Annotated in this window: 14 protein-coding genes and 1 pseudogene; 6 read left to right on the forward strand and 9 right to left on the reverse strand. The window is 64.1% G+C overall.

The genetic code is table 11. From position 1 onward, the window contains the following. Positions 1 to 48 precede the first annotated feature (48 nt). A complete protein-coding gene (locus tag EYZ64_RS27495; protein WP_135458538.1) occupies positions 49 to 969 on the reverse strand; it encodes an arginase family protein in 921 nt (306 codons plus the stop codon). A 70-nt stretch (positions 970 to 1,039) separates the two neighbouring features. Further along, positions 1,040 to 1,417: a creatininase family protein gene (locus EYZ64_RS27500; RefSeq protein WP_135458540.1), complete on the reverse strand. Its 378-nt coding sequence runs from the start codon at positions 1,415 to 1,417 to the stop codon at positions 1,040 to 1,042. A gap of 163 nt (positions 1,418 to 1,580) precedes the next feature. Between EYZ64_RS27500 and EYZ64_RS27505 the strand changes: the two genes are divergently transcribed. Next, positions 1,581 to 2,084: an Lrp/AsnC family transcriptional regulator gene (locus EYZ64_RS27505; protein ID WP_135458542.1), complete on the forward strand. Its 504-nt coding sequence runs from the start codon at positions 1,581 to 1,583 to the stop codon at positions 2,082 to 2,084. 120 nt (positions 2,085 to 2,204) lie between these two features. On the opposite strand, the pseudogene EYZ64_RS27510 reads toward EYZ64_RS27505, so the two are convergent. After that, a pseudogene (locus EYZ64_RS27510) lies at positions 2,205 to 2,593 on the reverse strand (IS21 family transposase); the annotation flags it as partial. Positions 2,594 to 2,953: 360 nt separating this feature from the next. On the opposite strand from EYZ64_RS27510, the gene EYZ64_RS27515 reads away from it, so the two are divergent. Beyond that, on the forward strand, positions 2,954 to 4,354 hold the full coding sequence (locus tag EYZ64_RS27515) for a purine-cytosine permease family protein (protein ID WP_135458544.1): 1,401 nt from the start codon (positions 2,954 to 2,956) through the stop codon (positions 4,352 to 4,354). Between the two features lie 641 nt (positions 4,355 to 4,995). Here EYZ64_RS27515 and EYZ64_RS27520 read toward each other — a convergent pair. The 5 genes from EYZ64_RS27520 to EYZ64_RS27540 all read right to left on the reverse strand — a co-directional run bounded on the left by EYZ64_RS27520 (position 4,996) and on the right by EYZ64_RS27540 (position 9,659). Continuing rightward, complete coding sequence (locus EYZ64_RS27520; RefSeq protein WP_135458546.1) at positions 4,996 to 5,847, reverse strand: hypothetical protein; 852 nt, start codon at positions 5,845 to 5,847, stop codon at positions 4,996 to 4,998. Positions 5,848 to 5,884: 37 nt separating this feature from the next. Next, complete coding sequence (ppk2, locus tag EYZ64_RS27525) at positions 5,885 to 6,742, reverse strand: polyphosphate kinase 2 (RefSeq protein WP_135458548.1); 858 nt, start codon at positions 6,740 to 6,742, stop codon at positions 5,885 to 5,887. 83 nt (positions 6,743 to 6,825) lie between these two features. Continuing rightward, complete coding sequence (locus tag EYZ64_RS27530) at positions 6,826 to 8,355, reverse strand: aldehyde dehydrogenase family protein (RefSeq protein ID WP_135458550.1); 1,530 nt, start codon at positions 8,353 to 8,355, stop codon at positions 6,826 to 6,828. A 216-nt stretch (positions 8,356 to 8,571) separates the two neighbouring features. Continuing rightward, on the reverse strand, positions 8,572 to 9,105 hold the full coding sequence (locus EYZ64_RS27535) for a phosphatase PAP2 family protein (RefSeq protein ID WP_135458552.1): 534 nt from the start codon (positions 9,103 to 9,105) through the stop codon (positions 8,572 to 8,574). A 35-nt stretch (positions 9,106 to 9,140) separates the two neighbouring features. Continuing rightward, positions 9,141 to 9,659: a mycothiol transferase gene (locus EYZ64_RS27540; protein ID WP_135458554.1), complete on the reverse strand. Its 519-nt coding sequence runs from the start codon at positions 9,657 to 9,659 to the stop codon at positions 9,141 to 9,143. 55 nt (positions 9,660 to 9,714) lie between these two features. On the opposite strand from EYZ64_RS27540, the gene EYZ64_RS27545 reads away from it, so the two are divergent. Both EYZ64_RS27545 and EYZ64_RS27550 read left to right on the forward strand, forming a co-directional pair. Continuing rightward, positions 9,715 to 11,238 carry a serine/threonine-protein kinase gene (locus EYZ64_RS27545; protein ID WP_135458556.1) on the forward strand — a complete coding sequence of 508 codons (1,524 nt, stop codon included), beginning with the start codon at positions 9,715 to 9,717 and terminating at the stop codon, positions 11,236 to 11,238. A 35-nt stretch (positions 11,239 to 11,273) separates the two neighbouring features. Next, entirely contained in the window at positions 11,274 to 11,729 is a 456-nt protein-coding gene (locus EYZ64_RS27550) for a hypothetical protein (RefSeq protein WP_135458558.1), read from the forward strand. Between the two features lie 3 nt (positions 11,730 to 11,732). Here EYZ64_RS27550 and EYZ64_RS27555 read toward each other — a convergent pair whose 3' ends face one another. Continuing rightward, positions 11,733 to 12,125 (reverse strand): VOC family protein, encoded by a 393-nt coding sequence (locus EYZ64_RS27555; RefSeq protein WP_135458560.1) that lies wholly within the window; start codon positions 12,123 to 12,125, stop codon positions 11,733 to 11,735. A gap of 87 nt (positions 12,126 to 12,212) precedes the next feature. Here EYZ64_RS27555 and EYZ64_RS27560 point away from each other — a divergent pair, with 87 nt between their 5' ends. Both EYZ64_RS27560 and EYZ64_RS27565 read left to right on the forward strand, forming a co-directional pair. After that, the gene (locus tag EYZ64_RS27560) at positions 12,213 to 13,946 is read left to right on the forward strand and encodes an N-acyl-D-amino-acid deacylase family protein (RefSeq protein ID WP_135458562.1); all 1,734 of its coding nucleotides are present in this window, start codon (positions 12,213 to 12,215) and stop codon (positions 13,944 to 13,946) included. Positions 13,947 to 13,989: 43 nt separating this feature from the next. Further along, positions 13,990 to 14,370, forward strand: a complete 381-nt coding sequence (locus EYZ64_RS27565) for a hypothetical protein (RefSeq protein ID WP_090516059.1) — start codon at positions 13,990 to 13,992, stop codon at positions 14,368 to 14,370. Positions 14,371 to 14,448: the final 78 nt, after the last annotated feature.

Below are 14,448 nucleotides of genomic sequence, written 5' to 3' on the forward strand. Positions count from 1 at the left end.
AATCACAGACGTCTCGTCTGCTGGCGCACGCGGTGCGCGCCGGTCTTTTCAGCGTTGTAGCCCGATCACATTTATCAGGAGCCGTGCAATTGTCTGAGCTGTCATGTCAGCGCCCGTCATCTCCGGCCTGAATTCGGTAAAGACCACACCCGCGATGGCAGAGGCTTTCGCAAGATGAGCAAGGATCTGCCGGATCTCGGTGAATGTGACCCCGCCGGGCTCAGGCCAACCCACCGCTGGTGCGATTGAAGGATCGAGGCCGTCGCAGTCAATGGTCACGATCCATCTGTGGTCGGACGGGAGTGACTGAATGAATGCGGGCACTCCGCCCTCATGTAACTCCCATGCCGTTACCAAATTATTCCCGCTGGCTAGAGCGTCTTTCACGTCGCTAGGTCGAGCGGTTCCCACGGCCCGAAGACCTACTTGGACGATCTCTTGAACGCAAGCTAGTTCGCGTATGCGCCTGATGGGACTCGAATATCCGAAGCGGACACCATCGACGTCTTCGCGAAAGTCGAGATGAGCGTCGACGTGCAGCACGTTCACCGTCTCGACGCCGTCAAAGGCTCGTACCACCATCGGCGGAATCGAATCCAGCCCACCAATTACCAGGGGGATTCGGCCGGCCACAACGTGGGACCGGATTGTCTTTGACGCTTCATCCGCAATCGCATCCGGATGGCGGACATCGGACGACAGATTCCCGAGGTCTGTCACGAGTTCTTCTCCAGCGGCAAAGAGTTCGCGGCCTAAGTCAAAATCGTAGTGGCTCGCCAGTTTGGCGTACTCCATCCGATGACTCATTACACGAACTGCGTCGGCAGCGCCGGCGCAGACCGTCAAGTCTTGGGGCTCATAGGGCGGACCATAGGGGATGCCCAGATAGACATAAGGGGTGTCGGGCGATGAATCGGCCCGAGCTCTGGGTCCTCCGAGAAATGTGGGATCTACCATTGGTTCAGCCATCGGAATGCGTTACTCCTTGCGATGTGGATTGAGTCGAAATGGGATCGAAGAGGCAAATTCCCGGAAACCCTCAGAGTGTGGGCAAATGACCGCTGAATGCCTCGTTCATTGCGAGAAGCAGTCTGCCAAGCTCCTCCGAAAGGATCTGCTCGCTTCTTTCTGCGCTAGCTCCGATGACGGGCGCGAGGCTGCCCGAGGCGGGCAGGTTGTCACGATTGGCAGGGTAAATGTCGTACACCGGAAAGTCTGCGATCTCGCTGGGCGCCCGATGAGCACTCACGAGTTCGGGATGCAGGTACATCATGAGTGAGGTTTCAATGAAGGCTGCGTGGTCGAGAGCGAGTCGAGGAAAGCCTGCGCCCGCGGGGCATTTCTCGCCGTATTCCGCCTCGTAGCCACGCGACGCGCTCGTTTCGTACGTCCTGAGGAAGTATCCGATCTGGGACAACTCCGCAGACTCGCATGAGGTTCCTCTCAATCGTCAATGGGCCTGTAGCTTCTGTGACCACGAGCGAAAATCTAGCTCTTTCTGCCAGACTGCTGATTGCAGATGGTGTGATCTACGCCGAACGTGCCACTTTGTTGAATTTTCTCCCGCTTAGGAGCTATCTATGCAGAAACCGTGGCTTCAGCTGCAGTCGCAGGTCGACCTTGACCCACTCGATGCACGACTGCTGACGCTTCTCGCCGATGACGGGCGTATGACCAACGCCTCGCTCGCCGCGTACGCCGGCATACCCGCATCGACTTGCCTGAACCGGATGCGAAGCCTTGCTGACCGCGGAGTTCTTGTCGGCCAGCACTCGCGTATCAGTTGGGAAGCCCTCGGCTTGAAGCTCGATGTGCTGGTCGGCGTCACGCTCAGGAATAAGGAACCGGCCGCCGTGGGCAGCACTGTCACCTACATCCGCCAGATGTGCCATGTGACAGCAGTTTTGAGAACTACCGGGCCCTTCGACTTGATGGTCAATGCCGTCGTTATCGACAGCGATCATCTATTGACTCAGGTCATCGACCCCTTGACGCAGTACCAGCACATCGCCAACACGCAGACGTACCTCGTCTCGGAGCACTGGCAGCGTGCCAGCCTGCTGGGCGACTTCTTCCGGATGTAGGACCGAGGCATCCTCCTCAGCCGATCGGGTCTGCTGCTGACGTACCGTTTGGGTTCCAGAATCCGTGACGAACCGACAGTTAGCGCGAAAGGCTGACAGTCGTGCCACGCCCCTACCCAGCTGAGTTTCGGGGTCATACGGTCGGTCCTGGATCAGCCGGGTGCTCAGCACACCGCAGAATCCGGCGACCCCTTCGACCAGACGACCTCCTTGACCGATACCAGACACGTTGTACCACAACAGTTTTTGAGGCCAGCCCCGATGCGCCGGGAGAGAAGCTGCCACATCCCGACCAGTAGATCCCCGGCAACCCGCGACTGGATCATCATCGCGGCGATGAACCGCGAGTACGCGGCGACCCTCACCAATACCGGAGACGATCGCAGCACCCCACCATGGTCAGGAACAAGTTGGCCGGGGAACCACAAGTCACACTGCACCTGCTCACCAGGCAGATGCACCAACCGATCACACGGATCGACCGGGGCATACTCCGGGCGGATCCGCGCCCGATGCAGCCGGCGAATCTCCGCCCAAACCCCACAGTGATCACCCTCCAATCGAAAGGTGCTCACTTTTCGATTGGGCACTACCTGCTCACTTTTCGACCGGAGCCGACAGGAGCGCACAACACAAGCATCGGCTCCATGAGCCGTGGGCTGCCCTAGCCACAGATTCGCCAGCGACGCAACCACGTAACACATCAAGTTCGGTGGATTATGCAACCCGGCCCCCGCTTGGGTGAAGATCATGCGAGCCAGACGCCACAGTGCTGCGGATCACATTAACCTTCGCGTCACCTACGGCTTCATCCCGTGGATTTCATGATGCGGCAGCGTCACTGCCAATTTCGAAAGGACCAGGTACGCATGCAATCCAACTCGCCGCCCGGAATCGAGGCGTTTACGATCGCTCCGATCCCGGTGGACCAGCGCCACGGCAAGGCTCGAGATCTGTTCACCATCTGGTTCGGCGGAAACCTCACCCTGCTTGCGGTATCGACGGGAATTCTCGGGACAGCCGTCTTCGGCCTCTCCGTATGGATGGCTCTTGCGGCGCTACTTCTCGGAAATCTTGTCGGAGCCGTTGTGATGGCACTGCACGCCGCCCAAGGGCCCCGGATGGGAATCCCGCAGATGCTGCAGACGCGGGCCCAGTTCGGCTCGTACGGAAGTCTGCTGGTCATCGTCATCGTCATCGTCATGTACTTGGGCTTCTTCGCCTCAAGCATGACTCTGGGCGGCCAGGCACTGGCTCAACTGTTGAAGTTCAACGATGTCATCGGCATCGCGTCACTTGGTCTACTCAGCGTAGTGGCGGCCATCGTCGGTTATCGATTCATCCACATGCTTGGGCGTGTGCTCACGGTTGCCTCGGGAGTTGTGGTTGTTCTCGCAATCGTAATGGCTTCGACGAATGACACCGTTCAATCCTCGCTGGCCACCGGATCGTTCACCTGGCTGGGATTCATGGGTGCCGTATCAGTCGGGGCGCTGTGGCAGATTGCCTACGCTCCATACGTTTCGGACTACAGTCGCTACCTACCACCCGAATCGGGTGCCAAAATCGCGTTCTGGGCAACGCTGGGCGGCACTGTCATCGGTTCGGTACTTCTGATGGGCTTGGGAGTGTTCATCGGTGCCGCTTTCCCCGACGCCGAACCGATCGACGGGCTGACCGAGGCCACAGGCAGCGTCAGCACACTGATCGTCTTCATCTTCGCCGCCGGGGTGGCATGCACCAATTCGATGAACTTGTACTGCGGCGCCTTGTCGACCATCACGGTGGGACAAACGATATGGCCCAAGTGGAAACCTCGCGCCGTCGCACGTGTGATCGTGACTCTGTGCCTCTTCCCCGTGGCACTGCTCATGTCTCTCGTGGGTAAAGACGACTTCCTCGTGAATTTTATGAATTTCCTCCTGCTACTGCTCTGCGTGCTCATCCCCTGGACGGCCATCAATCTGGTGGATTACTACCTGCTGAAGAAGGGGCACTACAACATCGATGCGCTCTACCGACGGGACGGCGGTGAATACGGTCGGTACAACTGGGTGGCCATCTCTTGTTATCTCATTGGGATAGCCGTTCAGATCCCGTTCCTCAGCACCCATATGTATACGGGGCCGGCTGCCTCCGCTCTGGAAGGCGTCGACATTTCCTGGCTGGTCGGACTGGCCGTCACCTGCCCGGTCTACTACTGGTGGATGAAGGCCAAAGAGGCTCGGACCGCTACGGCCAGTTCAAAAGCACAGCTCGCCTCCCAGTAGCCAGACTGCACCTGAGGCTGGACTAAACGCCGGCGCCCTGACCCGATTGGTTCATCCAGCATGGGTGAGAGCCCTTTCGGCCCATGATGTGGTTGGTAAGACTCTTCAGGACCTCCTGCCGAGTCACCGTCTTCGAGGAGGCGCGCCAGGGTCAGGGTTGCGGCGGCAACCACACAAGACTGTGGCTGCGCAAGCCACAAGCGCTCCAACGCAACCGGTGCATCGACCCCCACAGCTGCTTGTTACGGGAGGTACCGGTTTCAGCATTACATATCGTCCACCCATCCCGTGACTGCCGACATTCGACTTCTATCACGGGTTGGGGACCGAACACCGAACAGGCAAGGGGAGTTGGTTGACGACCGCGGCCGAGCTCGGTCGAGTTGCCCAGGTTGGAGTCTGCGAGACGTTCACCCGCAAGGCGAGATGCCTCAGCTCGCTCATGCTCGTCGCCGTAGCGAGCGGCTCCGTGGGCGGAATCCGTGACGCTGGCCGGCCAGCGGAAACCACCGGACACACATAGACATTCCAGGGCCGGCGCGCTTGACCGCATCGACTTCTGCGCCACGGCTGTGGATCACACGGCGGGTTCACCCACCGGATCACGACCCTGACGCAGAACTCGACGCACCAGGAGACCCCTACCCTGTCCCCCGCCGCCGCAACCCACCCAACAGCGCCACGACGATCCCGAACACCACCAGCGCACCGCCGGCGGCCAGGGTCAGGTTGAGCCATTGGTGCAGGCTGGCGATGGCATGGCCGACCATGGCGTCGGCGATCTGCCGGATGTCCCCGCTGGTGTGGTTGAGCGCCTCATTGAGATAGCGTCGGCCCACCTCCAAGCCTGCCCAGCCGGCCGCACCCACCAGCAACGCGGAAATGCCCAGCGCAGCAAGGGTTTTACCGCGAGCGCGGGCGGCAGCCAACGTCAGCAGGGCGAAGACGCCCGCCAGCACCGTCACCCCGACACTGACCCACGGACCCCACACCGCCAGCGGACGCAAGATTCCGGGTCGCAGACTGTCCGGCGCCGTCGAGGCGATGGGGACCGTAAGCGTTTGCGGCACTTCGACACCGAAATCGGACAGGGTTTTGCGGAAGGAGGCATCCGAGAGCATCGGGGCCAGGTCGATCACCCAGCTGCCGTTCTCGTTCCGGGACAACCGGTCGGTGAACATCCAGGTGTGCGCGAGTTGGTTGGCGAGGGCGAACTGCCCGGGGAAGTCCGGGCCGGTGGTGTAGGCCCCTGCCGCAGCGCGGATCCGCCGCGAGTCCACGTCCGCCCCGCTCTGCGCGGCCAGGGACTGCACCTGGGTGGTCAGTTCGCCGGCCACCGCCTGCTGCAGCTGCGGATCCTCGGCCGCGGCCGTGGCGAACGCCGAGTAGCCCTGCTGGTCGATGATGTTCTTCTGGACCCACGCCGACGGCACCGCGGCCGCCAGCAGGATCGTCGTCAGCACCCACAGGAACAGCGTCATGACGAATCGCACGCCGTCCTCCTAGTTCTCAGGCGGCGGCCGGAACTGCTCAGTCCGACAGGGCACGCCCCACGATCAGCGGATCGGCGTGGCCGACCACGTCAAAATCCTTGTTGTCGTAGTCGAACTTACCGAGCACATGACGCATGGCGTTGATGCGGGCGCGTTTCTTGTCGTTGCTCTTGACCACGGTCCAGGGCGCGATTTCGGTGTCGGTCCAGGCGAACATGTCTTCTTTGGCCGCGGTGTAGTCCTCCCACTTGTCCAGCGACGCGAGGTCGGTGGGTGAGAGTTTCCACTGCCGCACCGGGTCGACCTGGCGGATGGTGAACCGGGTGCGCTGCTCGGACTGCGTGACGGAGAACCACAGCTTGGTCAGGCTGATGCCGTCGTTGACCAGCATCTGCTCGAACAACGGGGCCTGGCGGATGAATTCGGCCTGCTGCTTGGGCGAGCAGTAACCCATCACGCGTTCCACCCCGGCGCGGTTGTACCAGGAGCGGTCGAACAGCACGATCTCACCGGCTGCGGGCAGGTGCTGCACGTAGCGCTGGAAGTACCACTGGGTGCGCTCTTTTTCGGTCGGCTTCTCCAAGGCGACGACGCGGGCCCCGCGGGGGTTCAGGTGCTCCATGAACCGCTTGATGGTGCCGCCCTTGCCTGCGGCGTCACGGCCCTCGAAGACGATGACGTGCCGCAACCCGTTGCCCTGACTCCACTTCTGCAGCTTCAGCAGTTCGATCTGCAGGAGGCGCTTCTGCTCCTCGTACTCCTGACGCGACATGCGGTCGGAGTACGGGTAGTTCTCCCGCCAGGTGTCGACAACCTCGCCGCTGGGTTCCAGCAACAACTCAGGGTCGTCATCGTCGTCGTCACGGACCGCGTAACCGGTGATGTCGAGAGTCACCGGCCGACGGTATCCACCCCGGCGAACACGAAGGTGTCGCCGGGGTGAACGCCCGGTAGGTCCTTACCCGGCCTTACCCGGCCTTACTTGGACTTACGGCGCGGACGTGCCAATGCCAGCTTGGTCATCAGCTTGTTCATCCGCGCGGTCGCCTTCTCCGAGTTGTTGTAGTAGCTGCCGCCGGCACCCACGTTGGTGCGCGGTACCACCACGGTCTCCTGCTTGCAGAACTTGCGCACCCCGTCGACACCGCCGAAGCGGGCTCCGATGCCCGAGGTCTTCCAGCCGCCCATCGGGGCCGTGGTGCACATCAGGTTGGAGATGACGTCGTTGACGTTGACCGCACCGCAATCCAGCTGCAGCGCAATCGCCTTGGCCCGCTCGACATCCTTGGAGAACACCGCCGCGCTCAACCCGTACGGGCTGTCGTTGGCCAGCCGGACGGCTTCCTCCACCGAGGACACCTTCATGATCGGCAGCGTCGGCCCGAAGGTCTCCTCGGTCATACAGGCCATCGAGTGGTCGACGTCGACGAGCACGGTCGGTTCGAAGAAGCTGCCCCCGCCTTCGGGTCGCTTGCCTCCGGTCAGCGCCTTGGCGCCGGCGGCAACGGCCTCATTGACGTGGCGTTCCGTGATCGCCACCTGGCTCTCGTCGATCTGGGAGCCGAAGTGGTAGCCCTCGCCGGTGCCCATCTTGAGGTTCTCCACGGCCTTGACGGTGGCGGCGACGAACTGGTCGTAGACCGGGTCGAGCACATAGACCCGCTCGGTCGACACACAGGTCTGACCGGCGTTGAACATCGCGCCCCACACCGCGGCGTTGGCGGCCAGCTCGACGTCGGCGTCTTCCAGCACGATCATCGGATCCTTGCCGCCGAGCTCCAGGCTGACCGGGGTCAGGCGCCGTGCGGCGCGCTCCATCACCTTGGCGCCCGTCGCGCTGGAGCCGGTGAACTGGATGTAGTCGGAGTTGTCGATGACGGCCTCGGACACCGCGCGTGCACCCTGAGCCAGGGCGAACACCTCGGGCGCGCCGGAATCCAGCCAGCCGCGCAGCAGCACCTCGGCGGTCAGCGGGGTGCGCTCCGACGGCTTGAGCAGCACCGCACATCCGGCGGCCAGCGCGCCGATGGCGTCCATCATTGCGTTGGCCACGGGGTAGTTCCACGGCGCGATGATCCCGATGACCGGACGCGGCCGGTAATGCACGGCGATCTTCTTGATGGACAAGAAGGGCAGCGGGGCCGGGCGGGAGTCCGGCGCCATCGCCTTCTCGACGACCTTGATGTAGTACGAGAGGATCATGATCAGCAGCGGGACCTCTTGTGCGGCGTCCATGGCCGACTTGCCGGTCTCGGCGATCAGGAGCTTCTCGATCTCGTCGCGGTGGTCCCCCAGCCACACCGCGTAGCGGGCCAGCACCTTGGCGCGGCCTTTGGCGCCGCGGGCCTCCCACTCCCTCTGGGCTTCCCGCAGCCCGGCCGCGATGCGCGGTACGTCGGCGGCGTCGGTCCAGGTCACCTGGCCCGCGACGGCACCGGTCGCGGGGTTGTGAATGGTGCCGGAACCCGTGAACTCTCCGGTCAGATCTACATCTGGCGTCGCTGTCATGCGGCCTATGTTAATCACCGTTTGTGACCCACGTCGCATTGGGGTTGACACCTGTCAAGTACGGCCTGCGATGGACTTTTCGCCGACCCTGCGCCCGGATCGCCCGAACGCCCGAATTTGCGATCTGAACGCAGGCTCGAGGGCGATCTCGACGAGCCGCGCAGTGGGTGGCGCCCCCCATCGCCACCCACTGCGCAGCCCGCGACAGGTGATCGCTCAGCGAAGATCGGGCGAAGCGCCGTTCACCGGGTCGAATTGCCCCTGGCGGGCGAAGATCGCGGCGATACACACCACCGAAGTGCCCAGCAACACGCCGCCGACGGTGTCGGTGAAGTAGTGAAACGTCGTCGCCAAACCGAAGATGCCGAGCAGGACGACGATGACCGCGACCGCCAGCGCCCACAGTCGCATGTACGCCACCAGCACGAGCAGCCCCGTCACCGTCACGAGGAACGTGGTGTGGCCGCTGGGATAGGCCAGCGCCCCCTCTTTCTCCCTGCCGAAGAGGGGCTTGATGAACCGCACGATGGTGATCGCCAGCAGCGGGCTCACCACCATGGCGACCGCCAGTCGCTTTCGCTGCTGCCGCACGGCCACGACGATGCCGATCACCAACGCAACAGCCACCAGTGGCGGATCGGTGAACAGGAGGAAGACGATCCTTCGCCGGCCCATCTCATGGCCGAGCGCCTGAAACCACTCGTCGATCGAAACCGGAGCGCCATGAACAGCCCAACCGAGCAGCACCATGCATGCCAGGGCGATCGGTGGCCACCACCGGGCAATCAAGGGATGATGCCGCACAGGTACGCCGCCTGGCCGAGGTGCTGAGCGCAATCGTCGACGATGCTGACCAGGCGCGCGCTCGCCGTCACCGGCGGATCCCACCGCGTATCGACGATGCGGCGGAGATCCTCGGACGTCACACCGGCGATGTAGGCCAGCGTCACCTTGTGCACGGCGAGGTAGTAGCCCGCCAGCAGTTCGGCCGACGCGTGCACCTTCGCAACGTCTTCGGGGCTGTGCCCGTACCCGATGTCGTCGGCCGGCAGGTCGAGCCCGAAGCGATCCTTCCAGCCATCACGGATCCACACCTGCTCGATCCCGGCGATGTCACACAACTGCAGGTCCTGGCAACGGGCGCTGTGCCAGATCAGCCACGCGATGCTGTTGGCCTGCAGGGTGGGCCGGTAACTAGAGGCCTCCTCGGTCAACCCCTCGGTGAGATCGTCGACGTGCTCGATGAGCCTGGTGAATGCGTCGCGCAGCAATTCTCGGACGGCATCGGAATCAGCGGCAGCCATGGCCTCGACGCTACTCGCGAACCGCCTCGTCACCGTCCCGACTACGATCACGGACATGGCGTTGAATTCCGGCGACGTGTTCGCCGGGTACACGATTCAGCGTCTACTCGGCTCAGGCGGCATGGGCGAGGTGTATCTGGCGCAGCATCCGCGCCTCCCCCGCCAGGACGCCCTCAAAATCATGCCAGCCTCGCTGACCGGTGACGCCCAGTACCGCGACCGGTTCAACCGCGAGGCCGATATCGCCGCCTCGCTCTGGCATCCCCACATCGTCGGCCTGCATGATCGCGGCGAGTACGAGGGGCAGCTGTGGATCGCGATGGATTACGTCGACGGCACCGACGCCGCTCGACACGTGCGTGAGGGGCATCCCGGGGGCATGCCCCTGCCTGAGGCCGTCGAGATCGTCACCGCCATCGCCGAAGCACTCGACTACGCACACGAGCGCCACCTGCTCCACCGCGATGTCAAGCCCGCCAACATCCTGCTGACCGGACCCGAAGCCGCTCGTCGCCGAATTCTGTTGGCCGACTTCGGCGTTGCCCGCCGGATCGACGACATCAGCGGGATCACCGCCACCAACATGGCCGTGGGCTCCATGGCCTACTCCGCCCCCGAGCAGCTACTGGGGCAGACGATGGACGGTCGGGCCGACCAATATGCCTTGGCCGCCAGCGCATTTCAGCTCCTGGCCGGGCACTCGCCGTTCTATCACTCCAATCCCGCCGTGGTCATCAGCAAGCAACTCAACGAGCTCCCGCCGAGCCTGCGCACCATTCGTCCGGAACTGGCCCACCTGGACGAGGTGATGCTCAAGGGCATGGCCAAGGACCGCGATGCCCGCTATACGCGGTGCAGCGATTTCGCGAAGGCACTCGCCGACGCCCGGGCGACCGCCCCCGTTACGCAGCGGCCTCCCGCGCCACAACCGGTGCCACCACAACCGGTTTCGCCGCGGCCGGTCTCCGCCGAGCCCCCACGGATCATCGCCCCGACCTTCACCGCACCCGGCCCCCCGGTGGTCACTGCGCCGCACCACTCCCCCACCTGGTCGGGGCCCAGCCCGATCCCGCAACCGCGCATCCCTCAGAAGCGCAGCGCTGCAAGGGTTGTGGCGCCGACCGTGCTGGCGGTACTGCTGGCGTGCGCCCTCGGCTTCGCGATCAGCCAGTTCGTCCGCGCCACCCCGGCGCCGCGCAGCACGCCGTCGTGGCAGCCGTACGTCGAGGCCGCTCAGACTTTCGCGCTGCACACCGTGACCGTGAGCGCGGACACCGTCGACACCGATCTCGCGGCGATCATGGCCGGCGCCACCGACGAGTTCCGCGCCAACCTGAAGGACCAGGCGCCGCAGATCAAACGCAAGGCTCAGGAATTGGGCGTCAAGACCGACGGAACAGTCACCGGGGCCGGCGTCGAATTGTTGTTCTCCGATGAAGCGGTCGTGCTCGTCACCGTCGACACCAAGGTCACCGTCACGAGCAATCGGGTCGGTGTGGTTTCACTGCAACGGGTGCGGGTCACCGTTGAACATGTCGACGGCAGCTACAAGGCCTCGAAGCTGGAGTTCGTGAACTGATGGGAACCCGCACACGAGGCTGGACGCTATTGGTCGTGGCCCTCATCGTCGGCATCGTCGTGGCCGTCGGCCTGGGTTCCTGGCAGCTGTCGGTCAAGAGCCGGCCGGCGCCGGCACCCATCGCCGACGACGACCATGCGCGTGAGCAGGTCACCGAGTTCGTGGCCACCAACGTGGTCAAGGCGCTCAGCTACACCCCCACGACCAGCCGAGCTGATATCGACGCGGTCACCGAACTGCTGACCGGCGCAGCGGTCGACGAGTACCGCAAGACGATCCGCACCAAGCCGGACAAAGTCACCCAGACCGCGACCGTCCGCAACACGGGCGTGGAGTCGTTGAAGGCCGACGAGGCGACTGTGGTGGCGTTCGTCGACCAGAAAACCGAGACCGCGGGTGGCGGCCAATCGACCAAGGATGCGTTGGCATACCGGGTCAGCCTCACCCGCGCCCACGGCGACTGGCTGATCTCGGAATTGGAACAGCTCTAGCGGCTACTGCGCTGCGGGTGCCGCCCCATGGAAGACCGCCTCGACATTGTTGCCGTCGGGATCGCGGACGAACGCGCCGAAGTAACCGGGGTGGTATTCGGGCCAGAGCCGCGGGGCATGCAGTGACTCGGCTCCCAGTTTCAGCGCGGCGTCGTAGAACGCCGTGACCGCGTCCACGCCTGCGGCCTGGAATGCCACGTGGATTTCCCGGTTGGGGCCCTTGGCATCGCCGGCGTTGGCGTCGGCGATCCAGAAATCCGGATGCCCTTCCGTGCCGTAGCCGATGGCCACGCCGTAGTCGAGCTGCCGGGTGTAGCCCAGCACGCCCAGCACGGTGTCGTAGAACTCGCTGGCCTTGGTGAAATCGGTGCAGTTGATGCCGAAGTGATCGATCACGTCCCGATCCTGGCATGGCCCACCGACATGAAACGTATTTTGGCGTACCCCATAGGCATACGCGCATCGTCGTCGTAAGTTAGTTAGATGAGCTATGACCTGTGCATCCGCGGCGGCACCATCGTCGACGGCCTCGGTGGCGACCCGTATGTGGGCGACGTCGCCGTGCGAGATGGCGTCATCGTCGAATTGGGATCCGTGACCGGGACCGCCGAACGTGAGATCGACGCCACCGGTCTCTTGGTCACCCCGGGTTTCGTCGACCTGCACACCCACTACGACGGTCAGGCGATCTGGTCGGACCGGCTCAACCCGTCCTCTGCCCACGGGGTCACCACGGCCGTGATGGGTAACTGCGGCGTCGGGTTCGCGCCGTGCCGCGCCGACGATCACGACGTGCTGGTCGATGTGATGGCCGGCGTGGAGGACATCCCCGGGGTCGTCATGGTCGACGGCCTGCCCTGGACGTGGGAGACGTTCCCCGAATTCCTCGACGCGTTGGGGTCTCGACAGCTCGATATCGATGTGGCGGCGTTCCTGCCGCACTCCCCGTTGCGGGTGTACGTGATGGGCCAGCGCGGCATAGATCGAGAGCCCGCGAACACCGAAGATCTGGCACTCATGCGCAAGCTTGCCGCCGAGGCCGTGAACTGCGGCGCGCTGGGATTCGCCTCGTCGAGGCTGACGATCCACAAGACCGAGAGCGGCAGGCCGATTCCCAGTTACGACGCCGGCTATGCCGAGATCGAGGCGATCGCCCGGGGCGTCGACGACGCCGGCGGCGGACTGATCCAGTTCGTGCCCGATCTGGTCGCAGGCGACTACGAACCGGCACTGCAGACGGTGTTCGACGTCGCGGCCGACGTGGGACTGCCCGTCACGTTCACGCTGGCGGTCGGCAATGCCGGGCCGCCGTTCTTCGAGGACGCGCTGCGCATGGTGGAGAAGGCCAATACGAACGCGGCGGCACCTGATCCCGTCGTGACCGCCCAGATCTTCCCCCGGCCGATCGGACTGGTCCTCGGTCTTGAGCTGTCCGGCAACCCGTTCGTCCTCTACCCGAGTTACCGCGAGATCGCCCACCTGCCGCTTGCCGAGCGGGTCGCCGAGATGCGTAAAACCGAAGTCCGCCAACGGATTCTGAGTGATTCGGCGGCCAGCGACGGGCATCCGCTGATGTTCGCGGTGCAGGCCTGGGACTACATGTATCCGTTGGGCGAGCAGCCCGACTACGAGCCCGACCCGTCGAACTCGATCGGTGCCCGGGCCCGGGCCCGCGACGTCGACCCGCTCGAGGAGGCTTACGACCGCCTGCTCGACGACGACGGGCACGCCATGCTGCTGGTCACGCTGGCCAATTTCCGCGACAACTCCCTCGACACCGTCGCCGAGATGATTCGACGCGACGACGTCATACTCGGCCTCGGCGACGGTGGCGCGCATTACGGGATGATCTGCGACGCGAGTTTCCCCACCTACCTACTGACGCACTGGGTACGGGACCGTGGCAACGGCATGCTGAGCGTGGCGAATGCCGTCCGGGAACTGACCTCGGTGCCCGCCAGGGTCGCCGGGCTCGCCGATCGCGGTCGAATTGCGTTGGGCTACAAGGCTGATCTCAATGTCATCGATCACGCGGCGCTGCGGTTGCACCGGCCGGTCGTCGCCTACGACCTGCCCGGCGGCGGGCGTCGTCTCGACCAGACCGCAGACGGCTACGTCGCGACTGTCGTGTCTGGTGAGATCATCGCCGAGAACGGTGTGCCGACCGAGGCGCGCCCCGGTCGTCTGGTCCGAGGCAAACAACCCGCACCCATGTGACAGGTCCGCCACGACGCGGCGCCAACAGAACTATTCTCACGTCATGAGCGTGAAAGTGGATCTCAACCAGCTGGCCGACAAGCTGGCGGACTACACGTTCGCCTACCTCGTCACGGTCGACGACAACTACCACGCACACACCGTCGCGGTGGAGCCGCACCTGGTCAACGGCGTGATTCACGTCGGCCCGGTCGGAGGGCACACCCGTAGAAACCTCGCGTCCCACGAGCACGCGACGCTGGTCTGTCCGCCGCGTCAGCCCGGTGGGTATTCGTTGATCGTCGACGGGCGCGGGCAAGCGGGTACCGCCGGGGACGAGACGCACCAGATCGTGCCCAGCCGCGCGGTGCTGCATCGCAAGGCAGCGCAGCCCGGGCCGCCCGGTCAGTGCGACAGTGACTGCATCGTCCTCTCGGAGAACTGATCTCGACACAACACGTCGCCGCGCCGAGTGGCCAGTTATCTCACGCAGCTGGCCTCCGAGCGTGCAATAACCGGCCAC

The sequence above is a fragment of the Mycobacterium sp. DL99 genome (assembly GCF_004762045.1).
Classification (GTDB): domain Bacteria; phylum Actinomycetota; class Actinomycetes; order Mycobacteriales; family Mycobacteriaceae; genus Mycobacterium.

What these genes read in the sequence shown, in the direction of transcription:
- EYZ64_RS27560 (WP_135458562.1), top strand. Translation starts at nt 12,213, where the DNA reads ATGAGCTATGACCTGTGCATCCGCGGCGGCACCATCGTCGACGGCCTC.
- EYZ64_RS27495 (WP_135458538.1), bottom strand. Translation starts at nt 969, where the DNA reads ATGGCTGAACCAATGGTAGATCCCACATTTCTCGGAGGACCCAGAGCT.
- EYZ64_RS27530 (WP_135458550.1), bottom strand. Translation starts at nt 8,355, where the DNA reads ATGACAGCGACGCCAGATGTAGATCTGACCGGAGAGTTCACGGGTTCC.
- EYZ64_RS27565 (WP_090516059.1), top strand. Translation starts at nt 13,990, where the DNA reads ATGAGCGTGAAAGTGGATCTCAACCAGCTGGCCGACAAGCTGGCGGAC.
- EYZ64_RS27545 (WP_135458556.1), top strand. Translation starts at nt 9,715, where the DNA reads ATGGCGTTGAATTCCGGCGACGTGTTCGCCGGGTACACGATTCAGCGT.
- EYZ64_RS27515 (WP_135458544.1), top strand. Translation starts at nt 2,954, where the DNA reads ATGCAATCCAACTCGCCGCCCGGAATCGAGGCGTTTACGATCGCTCCG.
- EYZ64_RS27505 (WP_135458542.1), top strand. Translation starts at nt 1,581, where the DNA reads ATGCAGAAACCGTGGCTTCAGCTGCAGTCGCAGGTCGACCTTGACCCA.
- EYZ64_RS27540 (WP_135458554.1), bottom strand. Translation starts at nt 9,659, where the DNA reads ATGGCTGCCGCTGATTCCGATGCCGTCCGAGAATTGCTGCGCGACGCA.
- EYZ64_RS27535 (WP_135458552.1), bottom strand. Translation starts at nt 9,105, where the DNA reads ATGGTGCTGCTCGGTTGGGCTGTTCATGGCGCTCCGGTTTCGATCGAC.